The organism is Ensifer sp. VA4 (assembly GCF_055710065.1).
This window is the reverse complement of the sequence record NZ_JBVQPO010000007.1, coordinates 24,433-39,907: the sequence shown is the minus strand read 5'-3', so window position 1 is coordinate 39,907 and position 15,475 is coordinate 24,433. Positions and strand designations below refer to the sequence as shown.

The window sequence follows — 15,475 nt, the reverse complement described above, 5'->3', positions numbered from 1 at the left end:
CTCGCTAAGCTTGGGGCTCGGCTTCGGCCACTCCGAAGCAACCCCCGATCTCAGCTTACGGCGAGGGTGAGCCGCCTTCACCCCGAGAACATACGGTCTGAGCGGAATCGAACTGCAGACCCGCAATTCACCAGTTCAAGGTGGCCCGGCTCGACGAGGATCGCCCGGCAACCACAAACCGCTGGATCCCCGCTTAGGCCTTGTTGTTCATTGACCTCTTCACAAGGAAGCGTCACGTTCGAACAAAATCCAGGACCAGGGGCCATTCATGTCAGCTGAAACCTATAGATCCGCGCTCCACGTTGCAGCGGTGTTCGGCTTTTACCTGTGCTGCGCGATGCTGGTGCCTGCCTTCGTGGACTTTTATACCGGGCACCCGGATTGGATGGTGTTTACGCGGGCGGCGATTTTCTGTGGCGGTTTCTGCGGTGCGGCCGCGCTTGCGACACGCGACACCCCACCTCCATTGAACCGCAAGACCGGGTTCTTGCTGGTAAACCTGCTCTGGGTGGTGTTCTCGTTGATCGGTGCCATCCCGTTGTGGCTGTCATCTAAAGATATGAGCCTGATGAAAGCTATATTCGAGTCCGCGTCGGCCGTCACCACGACCGGATCGACGGTCATGACCGGGCTCGATTATGCGCCACCTGGAATCTTGCTTTGGCGATCGATGCTGCAATGGTTCGGCGGCATTGGAATTGTCGCTCTTGGACTTTTCGTCATGCCGTTCTTGAGACTTGGCGGCATTTCCTTCTTCCGTATGGAATCGTCCGACACAAACGAGAAAGTCTTTGCGCGCATTGCCACCTTTATGCGGGCGTTCGTCGTCATCTACATCGCCATCACGCTCGTCTGTTTTACGGTGTACCACGTCCTTGGCATGACGCAGTTCGACGCGCTCAATCACGCCATGACGACGGTGGCTACGGGCGGTTTTTCGACGCACGATGCTTCGTTTGGATACTTCCAAAGCGTGCCGCTGCTGTGGGCCTCGACCTTTTTTATGACGCTATGCAGCCTGCCGTTCTCCATTCTTATTCTCTTTCTTGTCAAGCGAAGTGCCAAAGCCCTGCAGGACCCGCAAATCCTCGTGTTCCTGGGGTACCTCACCGTCGCGGCGTTCCTGCTCGCCGCTTATCACAGGTTCACCAACGGCGTGCCGTTCGGCGTGGCTTTGTCGCACGCCTTTTTCAATCTCGCTTCTATTTTGTCGACTTGCGGGTACGCGAGCGAAGACTATACCCTCTGGGGTAGTTTCGCGGTAATCTTGATGTTCTTTGCGACTTTCGCCGGGGGATGCTCGGGGTCTACGGCCGGAGGGATAAAGGCCTACCGCTTCGTCATTATCTTCGGGACCGTAAAACCCGCGATCACTCGCATTCTTTATCCAAACAGCGTCATGACGGTTCGATACGGTGAAGCAACTGTCGACGCCGATATGCAGCGGGCCGTCCTTCTGTTCTTCGCCGTCTTCATAACGTTGTGGGCGCTGGGCAGCCTTGCCCTGGCCGCATTGGGCTATGATATCCTTACGGCGACCTCAGGTGTAATCACCGCACTTTCCAACGTCGGCCCCGGGGTTGGACCGGTGATCGGACCTGCCGGCAACTTCGCGACCCTGTCGGATCCAGCCCTCGGCGTGCTCACGGTGTTGATGATCATGGGTCGCTTGGAGGTGATGACGGTCCTCGTCTTTTTCTCTCCGTTCTTCTGGAGAAGTTGATCACGATCCCGATCTATGCGTCGTGTCGAGGTCCTCCAGGATGCGAATGGCGCGCTGAACGCCACCCTCGCCTCGCATCTCCAAGCCGACTTTTGACGCACCGGAGCGAATCCGCGGATCGTCGACTGCCCGGAGGGCAGCGATGATCTTTTCGACCGTGAGGTGCTTCATGTCGAGTGGAGGCGGCCCCGCCTCCAAAGCGCACACACGATGCGCCCAGAAGGGCTGATCCCCAAAAAAAGGGCAAATTATCGACGGCTTCCCGGCGCGTAAGGCTGCGGCAGTCGTTCCCGCTCCTCCGTGATGAATTACCGCATCGGCTCGCGGAAATAGCTGATCATGCGGAGCATATTCGATCGGGAAGATGCGGTCCGAACCAGCCACGTTTCCAAGAGCGCCGCCTGTGGCGAGAATCGCGCGCTTGCCGATTCGGCTGGTTGCCTCCACGAATATGGCGGCGAGTTTTTCACCGTCGAGGTTCGGCATGCTTCCAAACCCCACAAAAATTGGCGCAGGCCCTCCGGCGAGAAACGCCTCAAGCTCGGCCGACGGTTTCCAGTCCGGATCGTCAAGCCACCACGTGCCTGTGACATGAACATCCTGCCCCCAGTCTGGGGGGCTGGGCACGAGAAATCGACTATAGGCGTAGAGCGTCCGCGCTGGCTTTCGCGGTGGTGCCGAGCATTGGGGGAGCCCCAGCGACTTCTTCCTCCACTGAGCCAGGTTTTTCGCAAACAGTCGCTGCGAGGACCATTCGGTCAACCTGTGGCTCATCCGGTTCAATGGCCCCAATGTGTGGAACGGGACCATTGGGGTTGGAAACGCCGACGTCGGAGTGAGCACGGGAAGAGGCGCCGCCAAGACCGACAGGCATCCCAATCGCGCCGCCATATGTGGCGACGCGATTGATTTAGGATGATAAACGATCATCTCGGGCCAGAATGCATGCGCCGCCAGCCATTCATGACTGAGCAGATCACTCATCAACGGACGGATGTTTTTGAGCAACCTGAAGCCCGCAAGCGCACTGCCTCGCCCCATGGCTTGCTTGCCTGCCGGGGTGTCGAGCAGCCGGATCATTTCATCCGGCAACGATGCGTATGGCACGCCATGCTGCAATGACAGCGAGCCATACTGATGCGGCCCGACAATTTGAACTGAGTGGCCGGCGCGCAGCAATTCTTTGCCGAGGGCGACATACGGCTGGACGTCTCCACGTGTTCCGTAGGTGTGGATGCTAATACGCAATGGACGAAGGGCTCCTTCCGCGCCGTACAGCTCACACCCACTCGCGCATAAACGCCTTGGGTCAGATCGCATTCATGCACAATGCCCCGTTGTAGCCCTAAGAACAACTGTTGCACAAATTTGGGGAACCCAATTCGGAGTCTTAGAAGAGTGCGCCCGCTCCCGCGGAAACGTCCTTGCCGACCAAGATATGGAATTCGCCCCTCAACTCTGAGACGTCTCCGCCGCAACGGTAGGCTCGACGTGGAGGGAAATCGTGTGTGCTACGCACCGATTGTTGCATGGCCTCGCCGCCAGCGGCTCGTCGGGGCCATACTTCCCTTGGATCAGATATCCCGCGCAAGAATACTGGCCGCTGCTGATCGCTCGCAGTCACTCGGGCCGAGTGTAGCAGTCTTATCTGGTAGGCACTTCCGGGGAGGCAAGGCAGCAGTGCTCAAGCTCGCCTCGGTCAGCGCCCTCTTCCGATGGAGCATTTCAGCGCTACCTACCTAGACTCGAAAAATCATCATCGCGTTCAACAGCATGGCGAACAATCCGGGACCCGGTGCAGCCACTTCACGAACGCATTCGGCGACAACCGCGGCGCGCACCGTAGCTCCAGAATGGCAACTGCACACAAGCTGATGCATATCCAGGTCGCTCAACTCGAAGAACCGCTTTGTCTCCCCGTAAGTATCACCACCAAGACCGTCAGCGCGCAGGACGGAATCCTCAAAGGCCACGGTAAGGGGAGAATTGTCGCTTCGCATCCCATCCCGTATTGCAGCCGGTCGGTACTCGGTCTCCGAAAGCGTGTTGAGGTACCGATCAGGTGTTCTTTCCAAGAGCTCTACCCATCGAGCTAGACGCTCGCCCCGCGTCAATGCGCGACGCATATTTGTATGGACATCGGCTATCCTCTGAAGCCGTTCTCGTGTTTGATGCTCCATTGTCGCCTCCCACTGTTCTACAGTTCGCGCCCAGGCATATGCCCAGCTGCAGCGCCCGCTTCAGGGGAAATTTACTTCCCCTGCAGTGTATTCGTCGGATTGCTACCGATCGAGTAGGATATCACAGCTTTGCCTGAGTCACGAATCCAGCGTAAACCGAAGCGGCTGTCGGGGTCAGGCGAAATTATATTTGTATAGCGCGCTGATTCTTAACTATCGAAGCAGAAGCAGCGTCCTTTTAATACTATCTCAGTACCAAATCGCGCTTCTGTACCACGAGCGCGCTATCATGCGTTTATAGTTTCTCATTTTCCGCGCAAAGGAAACGACCAACATTTGACAAATCAGCTGGTTAGGCGTGAAGTTGTTTTTGAAGTGCTGCGGAAGCTGCGGCGTAATTGAGATTTTCTTTGCATAAAGTCCTCGAAAGGTGAACTTGTCCGGCGACGGCTCATACCAACCTAATTCCGCTTCGTCGCACCGCGTTTCCGCGTACACGTTTACTCTGATCGGGAGGCACGGTCATGGCCAATGATAGCAGGGAGCACGAGGGCGGCGTAACCTACCACGTGCCCGGTCAAGAGTACTTCGAAAGGCGAGGATTGAGGCGCCACGCGGGCGTCTTTTCACTTTGGGCCCTCGGCGTGGGCGCTGTCATTTCCGGCGACTTTTCAGGTTGGAACCTCGGTTTTGCAGTGGGTGGCTGGGGCGGGATGTTCGTCGGCACCATTCTTATCACGATGATGTATCTCGGCCTTACCTATTCTATCGCCGAAATGAGTCCTGCTCTGCCGCATACAGGCGGCGCGTACTCTTTCGCGCGAACTGCTTTCGGGCCGTGGGGTGGCTTCATAACCGGCGTAGCGGAGAATATCGAATATGTACTCACGCCGGCGGTGGTTGTGTTCTTTATCGGCGCATACCTCACCGGAATTTTTGAGACACCACAAAGCTTCCAACCGGTCTGGTGGCTGATCGGCTATATTATCTTCGTCGGCCTCAATGTTCGGGGCGTCGAGCTTTCATTCGCGGTGACGATGGTCGTCACGCTGGTCGCGCTGGCGATCCTTTGCTTGTTTTTCGTAAGCGCGATTCCGTTCATCGACTTCGGAAAATATGCAATGAATATCAGCGTCGACCCGGCGACTGGCGCGATCACGGAGCTCCCGGATGGGGGTGGGCCGTTCCTGCCGTTCGGCCTCTATGGTGTGCTGGCCTCAATGCCCTTCGCCGTATGGCTTTTTCTTGCCATCGAACAACTACCGCTCGCCGCCGAAGAGTCCGTCGAACCAAAGCGTGATATGCCGAGGGGCATCATGCTCGGCATGTTCACATTGATTGCCACAGGCTTCCTGGTGCTGATTATCAATCCGGCAATTCCAGACGGTGCCTTCAAGCTCGGCTCTTCGGGCGAGCCAATCCTCGATGGCTTCCGCGCGATCTATGGGGCCGGATGGGCTAAGATTCTCGCACTGTTCGCAGTCGCTGGGCTGATTGCCAGTTTCCACGCGATCATCTTCGCCTTCGGGCGGCAGATATATTCGCTTTCGCGCGCCGGCTATTTTCCACATTTCCTGTCGGTGACGCACGGACAACACAAGACGCCCAACACTGCGTTGGTCGCCGGTGCGCTGGTTGGCTACCTTGTGATGTTGGTCGTGTGGTTCACTCAAGGAGGTGAGTTGGCGGGGTCATTCATCGGGGGCGTGCTTCTGAACATGGCGGTATTCGGTGCAATGTTCTCCTACCTCCTGCAGGGGCTGACCTTCATTCAACTGCGGCGCGCTTTCCCGCATATCGAACGGCCATATCGTAGTCCGTTCGGTGTGCCGGGCGCGGCGCTCACCGTGGTCATTGCACTTGTCACGATCTTCTTCCAGCTCACCGATCCACTCTATCAGAAAGGCATCATCGGGGTGGCTATCTGGTACGCCCTCGCAATCCTCTATTTCGCCGTCTACGGCCGCAAGACGCTGGTTTATTCGCCCGAGGAAGAGTTTGCGGTCAAGCAGCGAGAGGGCGCCGCATCGATGCAGCACAGGTGAAACTTGAGCGGGTCATGCCAGCTACCACACGTTGGCCTACTGCAAAGCAACAGCACCGTTCGACTAACATATAGGAGAGCAACGCTCCGACCGCCGGAGCCCCAATCATCCAATCTTTTCTTCTTGCAGGCAGCCTCCAGCCGAACGCGGGCGGGACACACCTTGCCCACAATATTGATCGGAAAAGCCTCGAAGCGTTGGTTCAGGAGGATCCTTTCTTGGCAGAGCGAGTGGTGAGCGCCGATATCCACGAAGTCACGCCAGGCCGCGTTGATGAACGGCTTATTTTTCTGAAAGAGTAATCGATGAGCGGAACTGTCCTGGGTCATGACGGGCGGCTGCGCTGCCGGTGGTGCGCGACCGCACCCGAGTTTCTTCATTACCATGACGCCGAGTGGGGCTTTCCGGTCTCCGACGATTTTCGTCTTCTCGAAGGGCTCTGCCTCCAAGGCTTTCAGTCGGGCTTGAGTTGGCGAACAATCCTCGCCAAGCGCGAGAACTTCAGGTCTGCCTTTTGGGCCTTCGATTTCAATCGCATCGCACAATTCAACGACGCCGACATCGATCGACCCTTGAGCGACGAGGGAATTGTACGACATCGTGGCAAAATCAATGCAGTCATCAACAATGCGAAGCGTGCGCAAGAGCCCGTCAAGGCGGAGGGCTCCTTCGCCAGCTATATCTGGCGCTTCGAGCCGAGACGGGAAGATTGCGCCGAACCGCAGACTGCATCGACTTCCGCAGCTTCAATTGCGCTATCGAGAGATTTGAAAAAGCGTGGGTGGTCCTTCGTGGGACCAACCACCGTTCACGCTTTCATGCAGGCGATGGGGCTCATCAATGACCATGCCTGGGGATGCGAGATCAGGGCTTCGGTCGAAGAAGCAAGAGTGGAATTCCAGCGCCCAATGTGACAGACAGGAGAGAACCCAGGATCTTCCAGGGGTTGCGGGACTGCTCGAATTCTACAGTCCTCATAAGGATGAATGAGCATAGGCGCGCGCCGGGAACTGCACGGCGGTGAACGTTTCGGGCACCTCGCCCCGACACGACAACAAGTCCGCCGCTGTCACTCTTTCGAGCTGTACGAAAGCCTCTTTCAGGTGCGACGCCGTGCTTTGTCTGCCGAAACCAGCGAGCAAAAGAATTGTGCCATTAATCTTGTTCACAGGAAGCATCATAAGGGTTGGAGCGCGATCGTTTGATCCCTTTCTTTAACGCTGAACAATAGCCACGCCATCCCGGATCCGGTCGCTCGGATAGAGAACGACTTTCTCCCCTTGTCGAATGCCCTCGCGAATTTCAACCGCTAGGTTGTTGCGGTGTCCAACGACAACAGTGTGGATACGTGCCCTTCCCTCATCCGCGATGAAGACGGCCCATTCTTCGCCTTGCCGGAACAGCGCACCGAGTGGCAGCATAAGAATTTCCCCCTCGAAGAGGAGGACGCGCACGTCGACCCGATAACCATGGCCAAGCGAACGCCAGCGTTCCGGAGATGAAACAAAATCGAGGATAACATCAACGCGCTGCTCCTCGATCCCGAGCGCCGAGACTTCGGTCTGCCCGAACGGTTCGACGCGCCGCACGACTGCATTGAGATCTTCTCCACCCCAGCCGGTAATGATCGCTTGCTGGCCAGGCTGGATCCGCACTGCGTCCTCTGAGAGGAAGTTGACAGCGATCTCAAGATCCGTTGGGTCGCCTATAGCGAGCAGCGGCGTTCCCGCTTCCACCACGCCTTCGCTGCGGCGCAATACCTGAAGAACGACACCGCTCACTGGCGCCGTAACCGGCATACAGTTACATGGCTCACGCAGGCTCCTGATCTCCTGGCGCGACAGCAGGCGAGATTGCGCCTGAGCAAGCTCGTACTCTCGCACTTTCAGGGCGGCTTCAGCTGTCGCGAGATTGGCTTGTGCGACATTGTAGGCACGCTCGGCATCTTCCAGACTGCGCTGCGAGATCGTCCGACGTTCGATCAGCAGTCGAGCGCGAGCGCGCTCCCCCTCGGCAAAGGTCAGATCGGCTTTAGCCTTATTGAGTTCGGCGGCAGCAAGGTTGTGGGCTGCTCGCGCCGCCTCGGCCGCCGCCTGCAGCTCCGCCTCGGTCCGCACGTCGAGGAAGGCGGGCGGCGCGGCTTCGATTTGTGCGAGTTGAGTCTCGCCGGCCTCAACGACGTCGCCGGCCTCGGCGGTAATGCGCTGCAACTGGCCGCGCAACGGCGCGTGAAGCGTGTAGACGTGGCGTACCCGTGTTTCGCCCTCCTCGTCGAGGGTGACGCGCAACACGCCGGTCTCGGCGGTGGCGAGATCGACCTGAATTGGCTGCGGCCGCAATGCATAGCCGATCCCGGCCGCTAGAAGGGCGAGCAGGCTGCCCCAGATTGCCACCCTGCGCTTCGCAATGCTCATCAGCCTACTCCCTTGTCTTCAGCACCGCTATCAGGTCCAGACGATCGAGCCGCCGCCGCACGACCGCAGCGCAGACAAGCGTGGCAGCAAGCGCGATCAACGCCGCCTTGCCGTAGGTCGAATCCCGCAGGACGAGCGGCACGCGGTAGAGTTCCGTCTCGAAGGCGCTGGTCATGTACCATGCGAGGCCGTAGCCGATCGCCGCGCCGAGCGGGATGGCGACCCACGTCAGAATGCCGACTTCGCCGAGCAGGATGTAGGAGATTTCCCAACGACTGAAACCGAGCACGCGCAGCGTCGCGAGTTCTCGCGCCCGTTCGGATAGTGCAATGCGGATCGAGTTATAGGTGACGCCGACGGAGAGGGTCATCGAGAAGGCGACGAAAAAGCCGATGAAGATAAAGATGGTTTCGCCCATGGTCTTGTAGAAGGTGTCGATTGCAGCCTGCCGGAAGAGCACCGCCGCGACGTTGGGGATGTCCTTCAGTTTTGCCAACAACGTCGCGCGGCTCGGGGCATCGACGAGGATATGCAGTCCGCTCACGACGCGACCGTCGCCCGCTATCCGGTTCAGCGCGTACATGTCCATGTAGGCGGGAGTGCCGAGATGGGTTTCGAAGACCTGAGCTACCGGAAGGCTTAATCGCGCCTGGCGCCCTTCCAGGAGTTCAACGCTCACGGTATCGCCGGCGCTTACGTGAAGCAGCTCGGAGAGCTTGCGCGATACCATGAGTCCGCCGGGCGGGACCTCGATCGGACCGCGATCGACGTCGAAGACGGGACTGAGGATTGCACCGGGCGGGACGCCGATTATGCCTTGTCTCTCGACAAGGTGCCCGTGACTGATGCGCGCCGAAGCATAGCGGTAGGGTTCCGCCGCCAGGACACCGGGCAGCCCCTCGAAGTCTCCAACTGTGTCGATGGGTTGCAGGTCGTTGAAGGCAACGGTCGCGTCCTGGTGCTGCCCACGTTCGAAGACTGTTTCGGCAAGGGAATCGATAGCGTCGACCCATTGCAGTGCCATGATTAGCACTGCCATCGACATTGCAAGGCCGAGGCTGGCGAGAAGCGCCCTGACTGGCCACCTGATGATGCGTCTTAATATCATGCGCGACGGCTCGTCTAGCGCACCGGCGAGCGCGGTCCGCGATGCCCAGGTACGACGATAGATGGGCGGGGAAGGGGGCAGCATGGCTTCCGCAGGCGGGAGCCGGACGGCGCGACGGACCGCGGCGAGGCTGCCGGCGAGCGCCGCACCTAGACTGATTGCCCCGGCGATCACGAAGCCGGCGGGGCCGGGGCGATAGAGCAGGAAGGGGAACCGGTAGAATTTCGTGTAGAGCTCGGTGTTCCAGTGTCCGAGCCAGGCGCCGACCAGTGAGCCGATCAGGATGCCAAGCGTGCCGATGACAAGGACCATCTTGGCGTAGTGCCAGCCGATTGCTAAATTGCCGTAGCCAAAAGCCTTCAGTAGCCCGATCTCGCGACGCTCGGTCTCGATTAGCCGCGCCATCACCATGTTCGTCAGAAAGGCGGCGACCGCCAGGAAGATGGTCGGCATGATGCGGGACAAGTTCTTCTGTTGGGCGATTTCGCTTTCCAGGAACCAGTTCGAGGTCTGGTCGGCACGACCGTAGGCGCCGGTGGTGCCGAAGGGAACCAGAAGGTTGTCGAGCCGGCGGATGACGTCCCTTTCGTCGGCGCCGGGCAGGAGGCTCAGCGTGACGCTGTTGAAGGAAGCCTTGAGGTCGAAAGCGGCCGCCAGCGCCTCGTGACCCATCCACAGAATGCCGAAACGCTCATCGTCCGGCATGAGCCCGCCCGGGGCGATAGCGTAGACGAATTCCGGGCTAAGGGCGGTGCCCACAACCTGCAACGTACGTTTGCGCCCCCTTAAGACTGCGTCGAAGCTGTCACCGAGCCTCAAGTGATGGGCTTCGGCGAAGGGTTCGCTGACTACCACCTCGTCGGCGCGCGTCGGGTCGATTGGGCGACCGGTCCGGATTACCAACACGTTCAAAAGCTGAGAGCTTCGTTCAGGCAGCGAATGTAAGTTGGCAACGACCGGCTCCGCAAAGCCCGGCATATCGAGAATGGCGCCTTCGACAATGCGCGTCTCGGCGACGCGGACGCCTGGGATATCCGAGATCTCGCGCGCAAGATATTCAGGAGCGCGCTTCACCTGCGCAAACACATCGGCAAAACGCGTTCGCTCGTAATAGGCGGCGGTCGTCTCCTCCAGAGCTTCGATGGTGGTCAGCGCCATGATGAGCAGGGCAGTACCGGATGCAATCACGAGCGCAATCGCAAGAACCTGGGCCCTTAGCCTCCAGAGTTCACGAAGCAGCTTTCGATCGAGACTGCCCATCATGATCACCAGGCCAGTTCGCCGGGGGCACGTTGGACGGCGTTCCGCCGTGTTTCGACAATGCGCCCATCAGCAAAGTAGAGTACGCGATTGGCAATGTCGGCAATAACCGCGTTATGGGTGATGAGCGCGGTAGTCGTTCCAAGCTCGCGATTGATCTTGAGGATAGCGTCAAGCACAAGGATGCCGGTCTTGCTATCAAGCGCACCCGTCGGCTCGTCGCACAGGAGCACGTCTGGTCGCTTGGCGATCGCTCGGGCAATTGCGACCCGCTGCTGTTCGCCGCCGGAAAGCTGTGCCGGAAAATGATCCAGCCTCTCGCCAAGGCCGACGATCGACAGGGCCTCAAGGGGCGGTATTGGGTTCCTGGTAATTTCGGTCACGAGGGAGACGTTTTCGCAGGCCGTCAGGCTGGGGATCAGATTGTAGAACTGGAATACGAAGCCGACGTGATTGCGCCGATAGAGGTTGAGGGCGCGTTCACTCTCCATCGCCAGCCGCTGATCGCGAAACAGGACATCGCCGCTGGTGGGCGGGTCGAGACCGCCGAGAATGTTGAGCAGAGTTGACTTTCCGCTTCCAGATGGCCCCAACAGAACCACCAGTTCACCCTCGCGAAGGTTAACGTCCACGCCACGCAAGGCGAGAACTTCAACCGTACCCATACGATAGGTCTTGGTGAGTTTTCGCCCCTCAAGGGCAATAGCCGATTTCTCGTTTTCCATTGCTGGCTCCCGGAATCCAGGCGTGGCGTTGCAAATGTCCCGCCCTCGCCGCCGTCAAGCAGATACCGTTCCGAGGGTCTCGATCTCCCGGATCGACTACTCTACCAGATCCTTTGGCTTATGGTGGCGGGAGCAGCAGAGCACAACTGCTGAGAAGGACGGGCGCCCGAGAGTAAACCTTGGCGGCCTCGGCCCCGTTGCGATGGCTCACCAGGGGCAACGTGTTTCCCTTGGTGGTTCAGCATTTCAATGAAGAACCGCCAGCTCGACGCGACACTCCAGTCGGCAGGCCTCGGTGTCTCGTCCTTCAAGGACCTCGCGACATCGCTCGATGTGCAGATGGTGTCGGTGCCTGAGGCCATCGCCGCCAAGCTCGGGGCGCCCTACATCGCCGCAATAGTTCCGGCAGGGACCTATCAAGGCCAGTACAAGGACGTTCCGATGGTCGCGGTCGTCAACTTTCTCGTTACACATTCCAAGGTTTCCGACGAGACCGCCTATCAGATGACCAAACAGCTTTTCGAGAACCTGCCGGCCATGGCAGCCGCTCACAAGGCCGCCGAGAAAATCAAGCTTGAGGACGCAGTGAAGAGCATGCCGATCCCTCTGCATCCGGGTGCGGAGCGCTACTATAAGGAAAAGGGGCTGCTCTGACGGATTTGAGACCGTCCATGCGACGACGGAGGATTGCCGCATGGACGTCCTCTTCCAGCGGATATTTCGGGAGGAAATGATGCACGACAACGATGCACCGGCCGGCAGAACGACCGTCGATCTCAACAAACACGACGCGCTCGCGGGCGCATTTCCCGCGACAAGCGAAGGGCGCCTGCTCTTTGCAATCGCTTTCCTATTTTCCATGTTTCAGATCGCCACGGCGACCCATTTTGTCGACCCGCCGAGCCAGCTCGTGCGCGCAATCCATGTCGGTTTCGTTACGGTGCTGATTTTCCCACTGCTGGCCAACATGGCTGGCAAATTGTGGCGGCCCCTTCGACGTGGCCGAGGTATAGCCTACCGCGCCGGATCCAACCGCGCGAACTGCGCCGCTTCGCCGATATCCGCCTTCCGCGCGGTGTCTGACGACGATAAAGGCGCAGGTTGCCTGTCGCGCGAGGATTGCGGATAGCGGTCGGTGCCGCAGAAGAGGTCGAGGAGCAGGCCCATGACCGCTTCGACCCGTTCATCGGCAACGGAGTAGTAGATCGTGCGCGACTCCCGACGCGTCTTGACCAGGCCTGCCTGGCGCAGTTCCGCAAGTTGTTGCGAAAGTGCCGGCTGCTTCAGCCCAAGATCATTCTGGATGTCGCTGACTGACCGTTCTTGCTGAGCGATATGGCAGAGCAGCATCAGGCGGCCTGGTGTGCTGAACAACCGCATGAATTCGGCCGCCTCGGCTGCTTTGTCCTGCAATGCTTCGACGGGAATGTCTTTCCTCATCATGCGACCCGTTCCCGATAGTACCAGGCGCCCTTCGACCCATTGGCCGTTTCCGCCTCCTCCATGGTCGTTGCCGCTGCCTCGACGAGCGGATCACCAGTCCGCCAGCCCTCTGGTGTGGATGCGCCTTCCTCCAGGGACGCCTGCAAGGCTTCGACAAGGCGCAGAAGTTCGTCCACGGACCGGCCGACATTCATGGGATACCAGACGATGGCGCGGATGACGCCTTCAGGATCGATGACATAGGTAGCCCGGACCGTGGCGCTGCTCGGCGAGGCACTGTCGAGCATGCCATAGGCTCGTGCAATCGCCATCGACGGATCCTCGATCACCGGGAAATCCACCCTTACTCCGAAGCTCCGCTCGATATCGCGCAGCCAGGCAACGTGCGCGTACAGGCTGTCCACCGAGAGACCCAACAGTTCGCACTCGAGTGCCGAAAACCTCCCCTTTGCACGTGCCAAGGCTATGAATTCGCTCGTGCAAACCGGGGTGAAATCCGCCGGGTGCGAAAAGAACAGGACCCAGCGGCCACGATAGGAGGCAAGCGACAGCTCTCCCGTCGTCGATCGAGCCGAGAAGCCAGGCGCGATATCGTTGATCCTGAGAGATCGCACCTCGATCCCTGAATCGGTGTCGTCCATTCCAAATCTCCTGATCGGCCATGCTTCTTCGCCTATAGCTCAGAAGTTTTCACGATTCCATTAAATACATACTTGCATATTTAATGTAAATATATATGTAGTGGGTCCAACCAGGAGGTTAACCATGTCGGACACCGCACTCTCCCACGCTCGCGACGTCATCCTCGCCGCCCAAGACGATGCATCGAAAAGCCCCGCCGTCACATCCTTCTTCGACCCCGCCACATTCACCATCAGCCACGTCGTTCGCGATCCGGGCTCGAACGCCTGCGCCGTCATCGACAGCGTGCTCGATTACGATCCGGCCGCCGGCCGGACGATGAACGCTTCGGCGCGCGCGCTCATCGATTACGTGAAATCCGAAAATCTCGAAGTGCAGTGGCTTCTGGAGACGCACGCCCATGCGGATCATCTGTCCGCAGCTCCGTTTCTGCAGGCGGAACTCGGTGGCGCGCTGGCGATTGGTCGCGAGATCATCCGGGTCCAGGAAGTGTTTGGCAAGATTTTCAATGCCGGTAGCGAATTCCAAAGGGACGGCAGCCAGTTCGATCAGCTCTTTCGGGACGGCGACCGGTTCAAGGTCGGCCGCCTCGAAGCGACCGTCTTGCATGTACCGGGACACACACCCGCTTGCCTCGCCTACATCATCGGCGATGCAGTGTTCGCCGGCGACACGCTGTTCATGCCGGACTATGGCACCGCGCGTTGCGACTTTCCGGGCGGCGACGCCCGCCGGCTCTATCGCTCGATTCAGCGCCTGACGCGTCTGCCGGACGAGGCCCGGATGTTCATGTGCCACGACTACAAGGCGCCTGGCCGCGATGAATATGCCTGGGAGACCACCGTCGGCGCAGAGCGGACCGGCAATGTTCACGTGCACGAGGGCGTTGACGAAGATGCGTTCGTCAAGATGCGCAACGAGCGGGACGCGACGCTTTCCATGCCGAACCTGATCCTGCCATCGGTGCAGGTCAACATGCGCGGCGGCAGACTTCCACCGCCTGAGGACAACGGCGTGCAGTACCTGAAAATCCCCGTGAACGTGTTGTGAGCGCGATGATTGAAATCAACTATCTCTGGCCGCTCGCCGGCGGCCTTCTGATCGGTATATCGGCTGGGCTATACCTTCTGCTGAACGGACGGATCGCCGGGATTTCCGGTCTTGCGGCCGCTGCGGCGGGCCTGACACATGACGGCATCAGTAAGTTGGGACTGGGCTTTCTCGCCGGCATCATCGCCGGCGCGTGGCTCGCGTCCCACCTCATCCGACAACCCCACATCACCATCACCTCCTCGCCCGCGCTGCTGATCGTTGCCGGACTGATCGTCGGCTACGGCACACGGCTCGGATCGGGCTGCACGAGCGGTCATGGCGTCTGCGGCCTAGCTCGTCTTTCGCCACGTTCGATCGCGGCGACGGCGATCTTCATGGCCATCGCGGCTGTCACCGTCTTCGTCACGCGCCATCTTCTTGGAGTCCAGTCATGACTGCCCGCATCGCAGCATCGATTATCTGCGGCCTCATCTTCGGGACCGGCCTGGTGATCTCGGACATGATTAATCCAGCACGCGTGCTGGCTTTCCTCGATGTCGCCGGCAACTGGGATCCGTCGCTGGCCTTTGTCATGGGTGGTGCGCTGATCCCCTCCGCCGTGGCCTACATCATCCGCGGCCGCCACTCGGCGCCCTTGCTCGACAGCCGATTCTTTGTGCCGGCGAATGCCTCGATCGACTGGAAACTGGTGACTGGCGCGGCCCTGTTCGGGCTTGGCTGGGGGCTGGTGGGTTTCTGCCCCGGTCCCGCCGTTGCTGCATTATCGACAGGGCGGTGGGAGGCTGCCCTGTTCGTCGCGGCCATGCTGGTCGGGATGTCGGCCTATCGCTTTTCGCTCGGCCGGCGCCTTCCGAATTACAATTTTCGATGAGGAGGAAGAAC

At 59.4% G+C, this 15,475-nt stretch carries 13 protein-coding genes and 1 pseudogene; 7 read left to right on the top strand and 7 right to left on the bottom strand.

Annotation, left to right across the window (positions count from 1 at the left end):
* The first annotated feature begins 268 nt into the window (after positions 1–268).
* On the top strand, positions 269–1,723 hold the full coding sequence (locus AC0C6X_RS13535; RefSeq protein ID WP_173519179.1) for a TrkH family potassium uptake protein: 1,455 nt from the start codon (positions 269–271) through the stop codon (positions 1,721–1,723).
* On the opposite strand, the gene AC0C6X_RS13530 is transcribed toward AC0C6X_RS13535, so the two are convergent.
* Positions 1,724–2,971, bottom strand: coding sequence for a glycosyltransferase (locus AC0C6X_RS13530; protein WP_247958851.1), 1,248 nt, complete (start codon positions 2,969–2,971; stop codon positions 1,724–1,726). It lies immediately after the preceding gene.
* Positions 2,972–3,462: 491 nt separating this feature from the next.
* Complete coding sequence (locus AC0C6X_RS13525) at positions 3,463–3,903, bottom strand: hypothetical protein (RefSeq protein ID WP_376741687.1); 441 nt, start codon at positions 3,901–3,903, stop codon at positions 3,463–3,465.
* Positions 3,904–4,427: 524 nt separating this feature from the next.
* Between AC0C6X_RS13525 and AC0C6X_RS13520 the strand changes: the two genes are divergently transcribed.
* Together AC0C6X_RS13520 and AC0C6X_RS13515 are read left to right on the top strand one after the other, a co-directional pair.
* On the top strand, positions 4,428–5,948 hold the full coding sequence (locus tag AC0C6X_RS13520) for an amino acid permease (RefSeq protein ID WP_472953566.1): 1,521 nt from the start codon (positions 4,428–4,430) through the stop codon (positions 5,946–5,948).
* Between the two features lie 305 nt (positions 5,949–6,253).
* Positions 6,254–6,862, top strand: coding sequence for a DNA-3-methyladenine glycosylase I (locus tag AC0C6X_RS13515; RefSeq protein WP_247958852.1), 609 nt, complete (start codon positions 6,254–6,256; stop codon positions 6,860–6,862).
* A gap of 300 nt (positions 6,863–7,162) precedes the next feature.
* Here AC0C6X_RS13515 and AC0C6X_RS13510 read toward each other — a convergent pair whose 3' ends face one another.
* From AC0C6X_RS13510 to AC0C6X_RS13500, 3 genes are read right to left on the bottom strand one after another with little or no spacing between them, the layout of a single operon-like run.
* The gene (locus AC0C6X_RS13510) at positions 7,163–8,362 is read right to left on the bottom strand and encodes an efflux RND transporter periplasmic adaptor subunit (RefSeq protein WP_247958853.1); all 1,200 of its coding nucleotides are present in this window, start codon (positions 8,360–8,362) and stop codon (positions 7,163–7,165) included.
* Between the two features lie 4 nt (positions 8,363–8,366).
* Positions 8,367–10,730, bottom strand: a complete 2,364-nt coding sequence (locus tag AC0C6X_RS13505; RefSeq protein WP_247958854.1) for an ABC transporter permease — start codon at positions 10,728–10,730, stop codon at positions 8,367–8,369.
* Between the two features lie 5 nt (positions 10,731–10,735).
* A complete protein-coding gene (locus AC0C6X_RS13500) occupies positions 10,736–11,455 on the bottom strand; it encodes an ABC transporter ATP-binding protein (protein ID WP_472953564.1) in 720 nt (239 codons plus the stop codon).
* 249 nt (positions 11,456–11,704) lie between these two features.
* Between AC0C6X_RS13500 and AC0C6X_RS13495 the strand changes: the two are divergent.
* Positions 11,705–12,109 (top strand): annotated as a pseudogene (locus AC0C6X_RS13495) (TAXI family TRAP transporter solute-binding subunit); the annotation flags it as partial.
* Between the two features lie 360 nt (positions 12,110–12,469).
* Here AC0C6X_RS13495 and AC0C6X_RS13490 read toward each other — a convergent pair.
* Both AC0C6X_RS13490 and AC0C6X_RS13485 read right to left on the bottom strand, forming a co-directional pair.
* Positions 12,470–12,898 carry an ArsR/SmtB family transcription factor gene (locus AC0C6X_RS13490; protein WP_472953562.1) on the bottom strand — a complete coding sequence of 143 codons (429 nt, stop codon included), beginning with the start codon at positions 12,896–12,898 and terminating at the stop codon, positions 12,470–12,472.
* Positions 12,895–13,539, bottom strand: a complete 645-nt coding sequence (locus AC0C6X_RS13485; RefSeq protein WP_472953559.1) for a peroxiredoxin — start codon at positions 13,537–13,539, stop codon at positions 12,895–12,897. Before AC0C6X_RS13485 ends, AC0C6X_RS13490 begins: the two co-directional genes overlap by 4 nt.
* A 124-nt stretch (positions 13,540–13,663) precedes the next feature.
* Here AC0C6X_RS13485 and AC0C6X_RS13480 point away from each other — a divergent pair, with 124 nt between their 5' ends.
* The 3 genes from AC0C6X_RS13480 to AC0C6X_RS13470 are packed head-to-tail and all read left to right on the top strand — an operon-like array spanning position 13,664 to position 15,464.
* Positions 13,664–14,590 (top strand): MBL fold metallo-hydrolase, encoded by a 927-nt coding sequence (locus tag AC0C6X_RS13480; RefSeq protein WP_247958855.1) that lies wholly within the window; start codon positions 13,664–13,666, stop codon positions 14,588–14,590.
* A gap of 5 nt (positions 14,591–14,595) precedes the next feature.
* Positions 14,596–15,027 carry a YeeE/YedE family protein gene (locus tag AC0C6X_RS13475; RefSeq protein WP_173519188.1) on the top strand — a complete coding sequence of 144 codons (432 nt, stop codon included), beginning with the start codon at positions 14,596–14,598 and terminating at the stop codon, positions 15,025–15,027.
* On the top strand, positions 15,024–15,464 hold the full coding sequence (locus tag AC0C6X_RS13470) for a DUF6691 family protein (protein ID WP_173519189.1): 441 nt from the start codon (positions 15,024–15,026) through the stop codon (positions 15,462–15,464). The genes AC0C6X_RS13475 and AC0C6X_RS13470 overlap by 4 nt, the downstream gene beginning before the upstream one ends.
* The last annotated feature ends 11 nt before the right edge of the window (positions 15,465–15,475 follow it).

Coding starts and splice junctions, on each gene's coding strand:
- AC0C6X_RS13510 (WP_247958853.1), bottom strand. CDS start 8,362: ATGAGCATTGCGAAGCGCAGGGTGGCAATCTGGGGCAGCCTGCTCGCC.
- AC0C6X_RS13490 (WP_472953562.1), bottom strand. CDS start 12,898: ATGATGAGGAAAGACATTCCCGTCGAAGCATTGCAGGACAAAGCAGCC.
- AC0C6X_RS13505 (WP_247958854.1), bottom strand. CDS start 10,730: ATGGGCAGTCTCGATCGAAAGCTGCTTCGTGAACTCTGGAGGCTAAGG.
- AC0C6X_RS13525 (WP_376741687.1), bottom strand. CDS start 3,903: ATGGAGCATCAAACACGAGAACGGCTTCAGAGGATAGCCGATGTCCAT.
- AC0C6X_RS13520 (WP_472953566.1), top strand. CDS start 4,428: ATGGCCAATGATAGCAGGGAGCACGAGGGCGGCGTAACCTACCACGTG.
- AC0C6X_RS13515 (WP_247958852.1), top strand. CDS start 6,254: ATGAGCGGAACTGTCCTGGGTCATGACGGGCGGCTGCGCTGCCGGTGG.
- AC0C6X_RS13500 (WP_472953564.1), bottom strand. CDS start 11,455: ATGGAAAACGAGAAATCGGCTATTGCCCTTGAGGGGCGAAAACTCACC.
- AC0C6X_RS13535 (WP_173519179.1), top strand. CDS start 269: ATGTCAGCTGAAACCTATAGATCCGCGCTCCACGTTGCAGCGGTGTTC.
- AC0C6X_RS13480 (WP_247958855.1), top strand. CDS start 13,664: ATGTCGGACACCGCACTCTCCCACGCTCGCGACGTCATCCTCGCCGCC.
- AC0C6X_RS13470 (WP_173519189.1), top strand. CDS start 15,024: ATGACTGCCCGCATCGCAGCATCGATTATCTGCGGCCTCATCTTCGGG.
- AC0C6X_RS13475 (WP_173519188.1), top strand. CDS start 14,596: ATGATTGAAATCAACTATCTCTGGCCGCTCGCCGGCGGCCTTCTGATC.
- AC0C6X_RS13485 (WP_472953559.1), bottom strand. CDS start 13,539: ATGGACGACACCGATTCAGGGATCGAGGTGCGATCTCTCAGGATCAAC.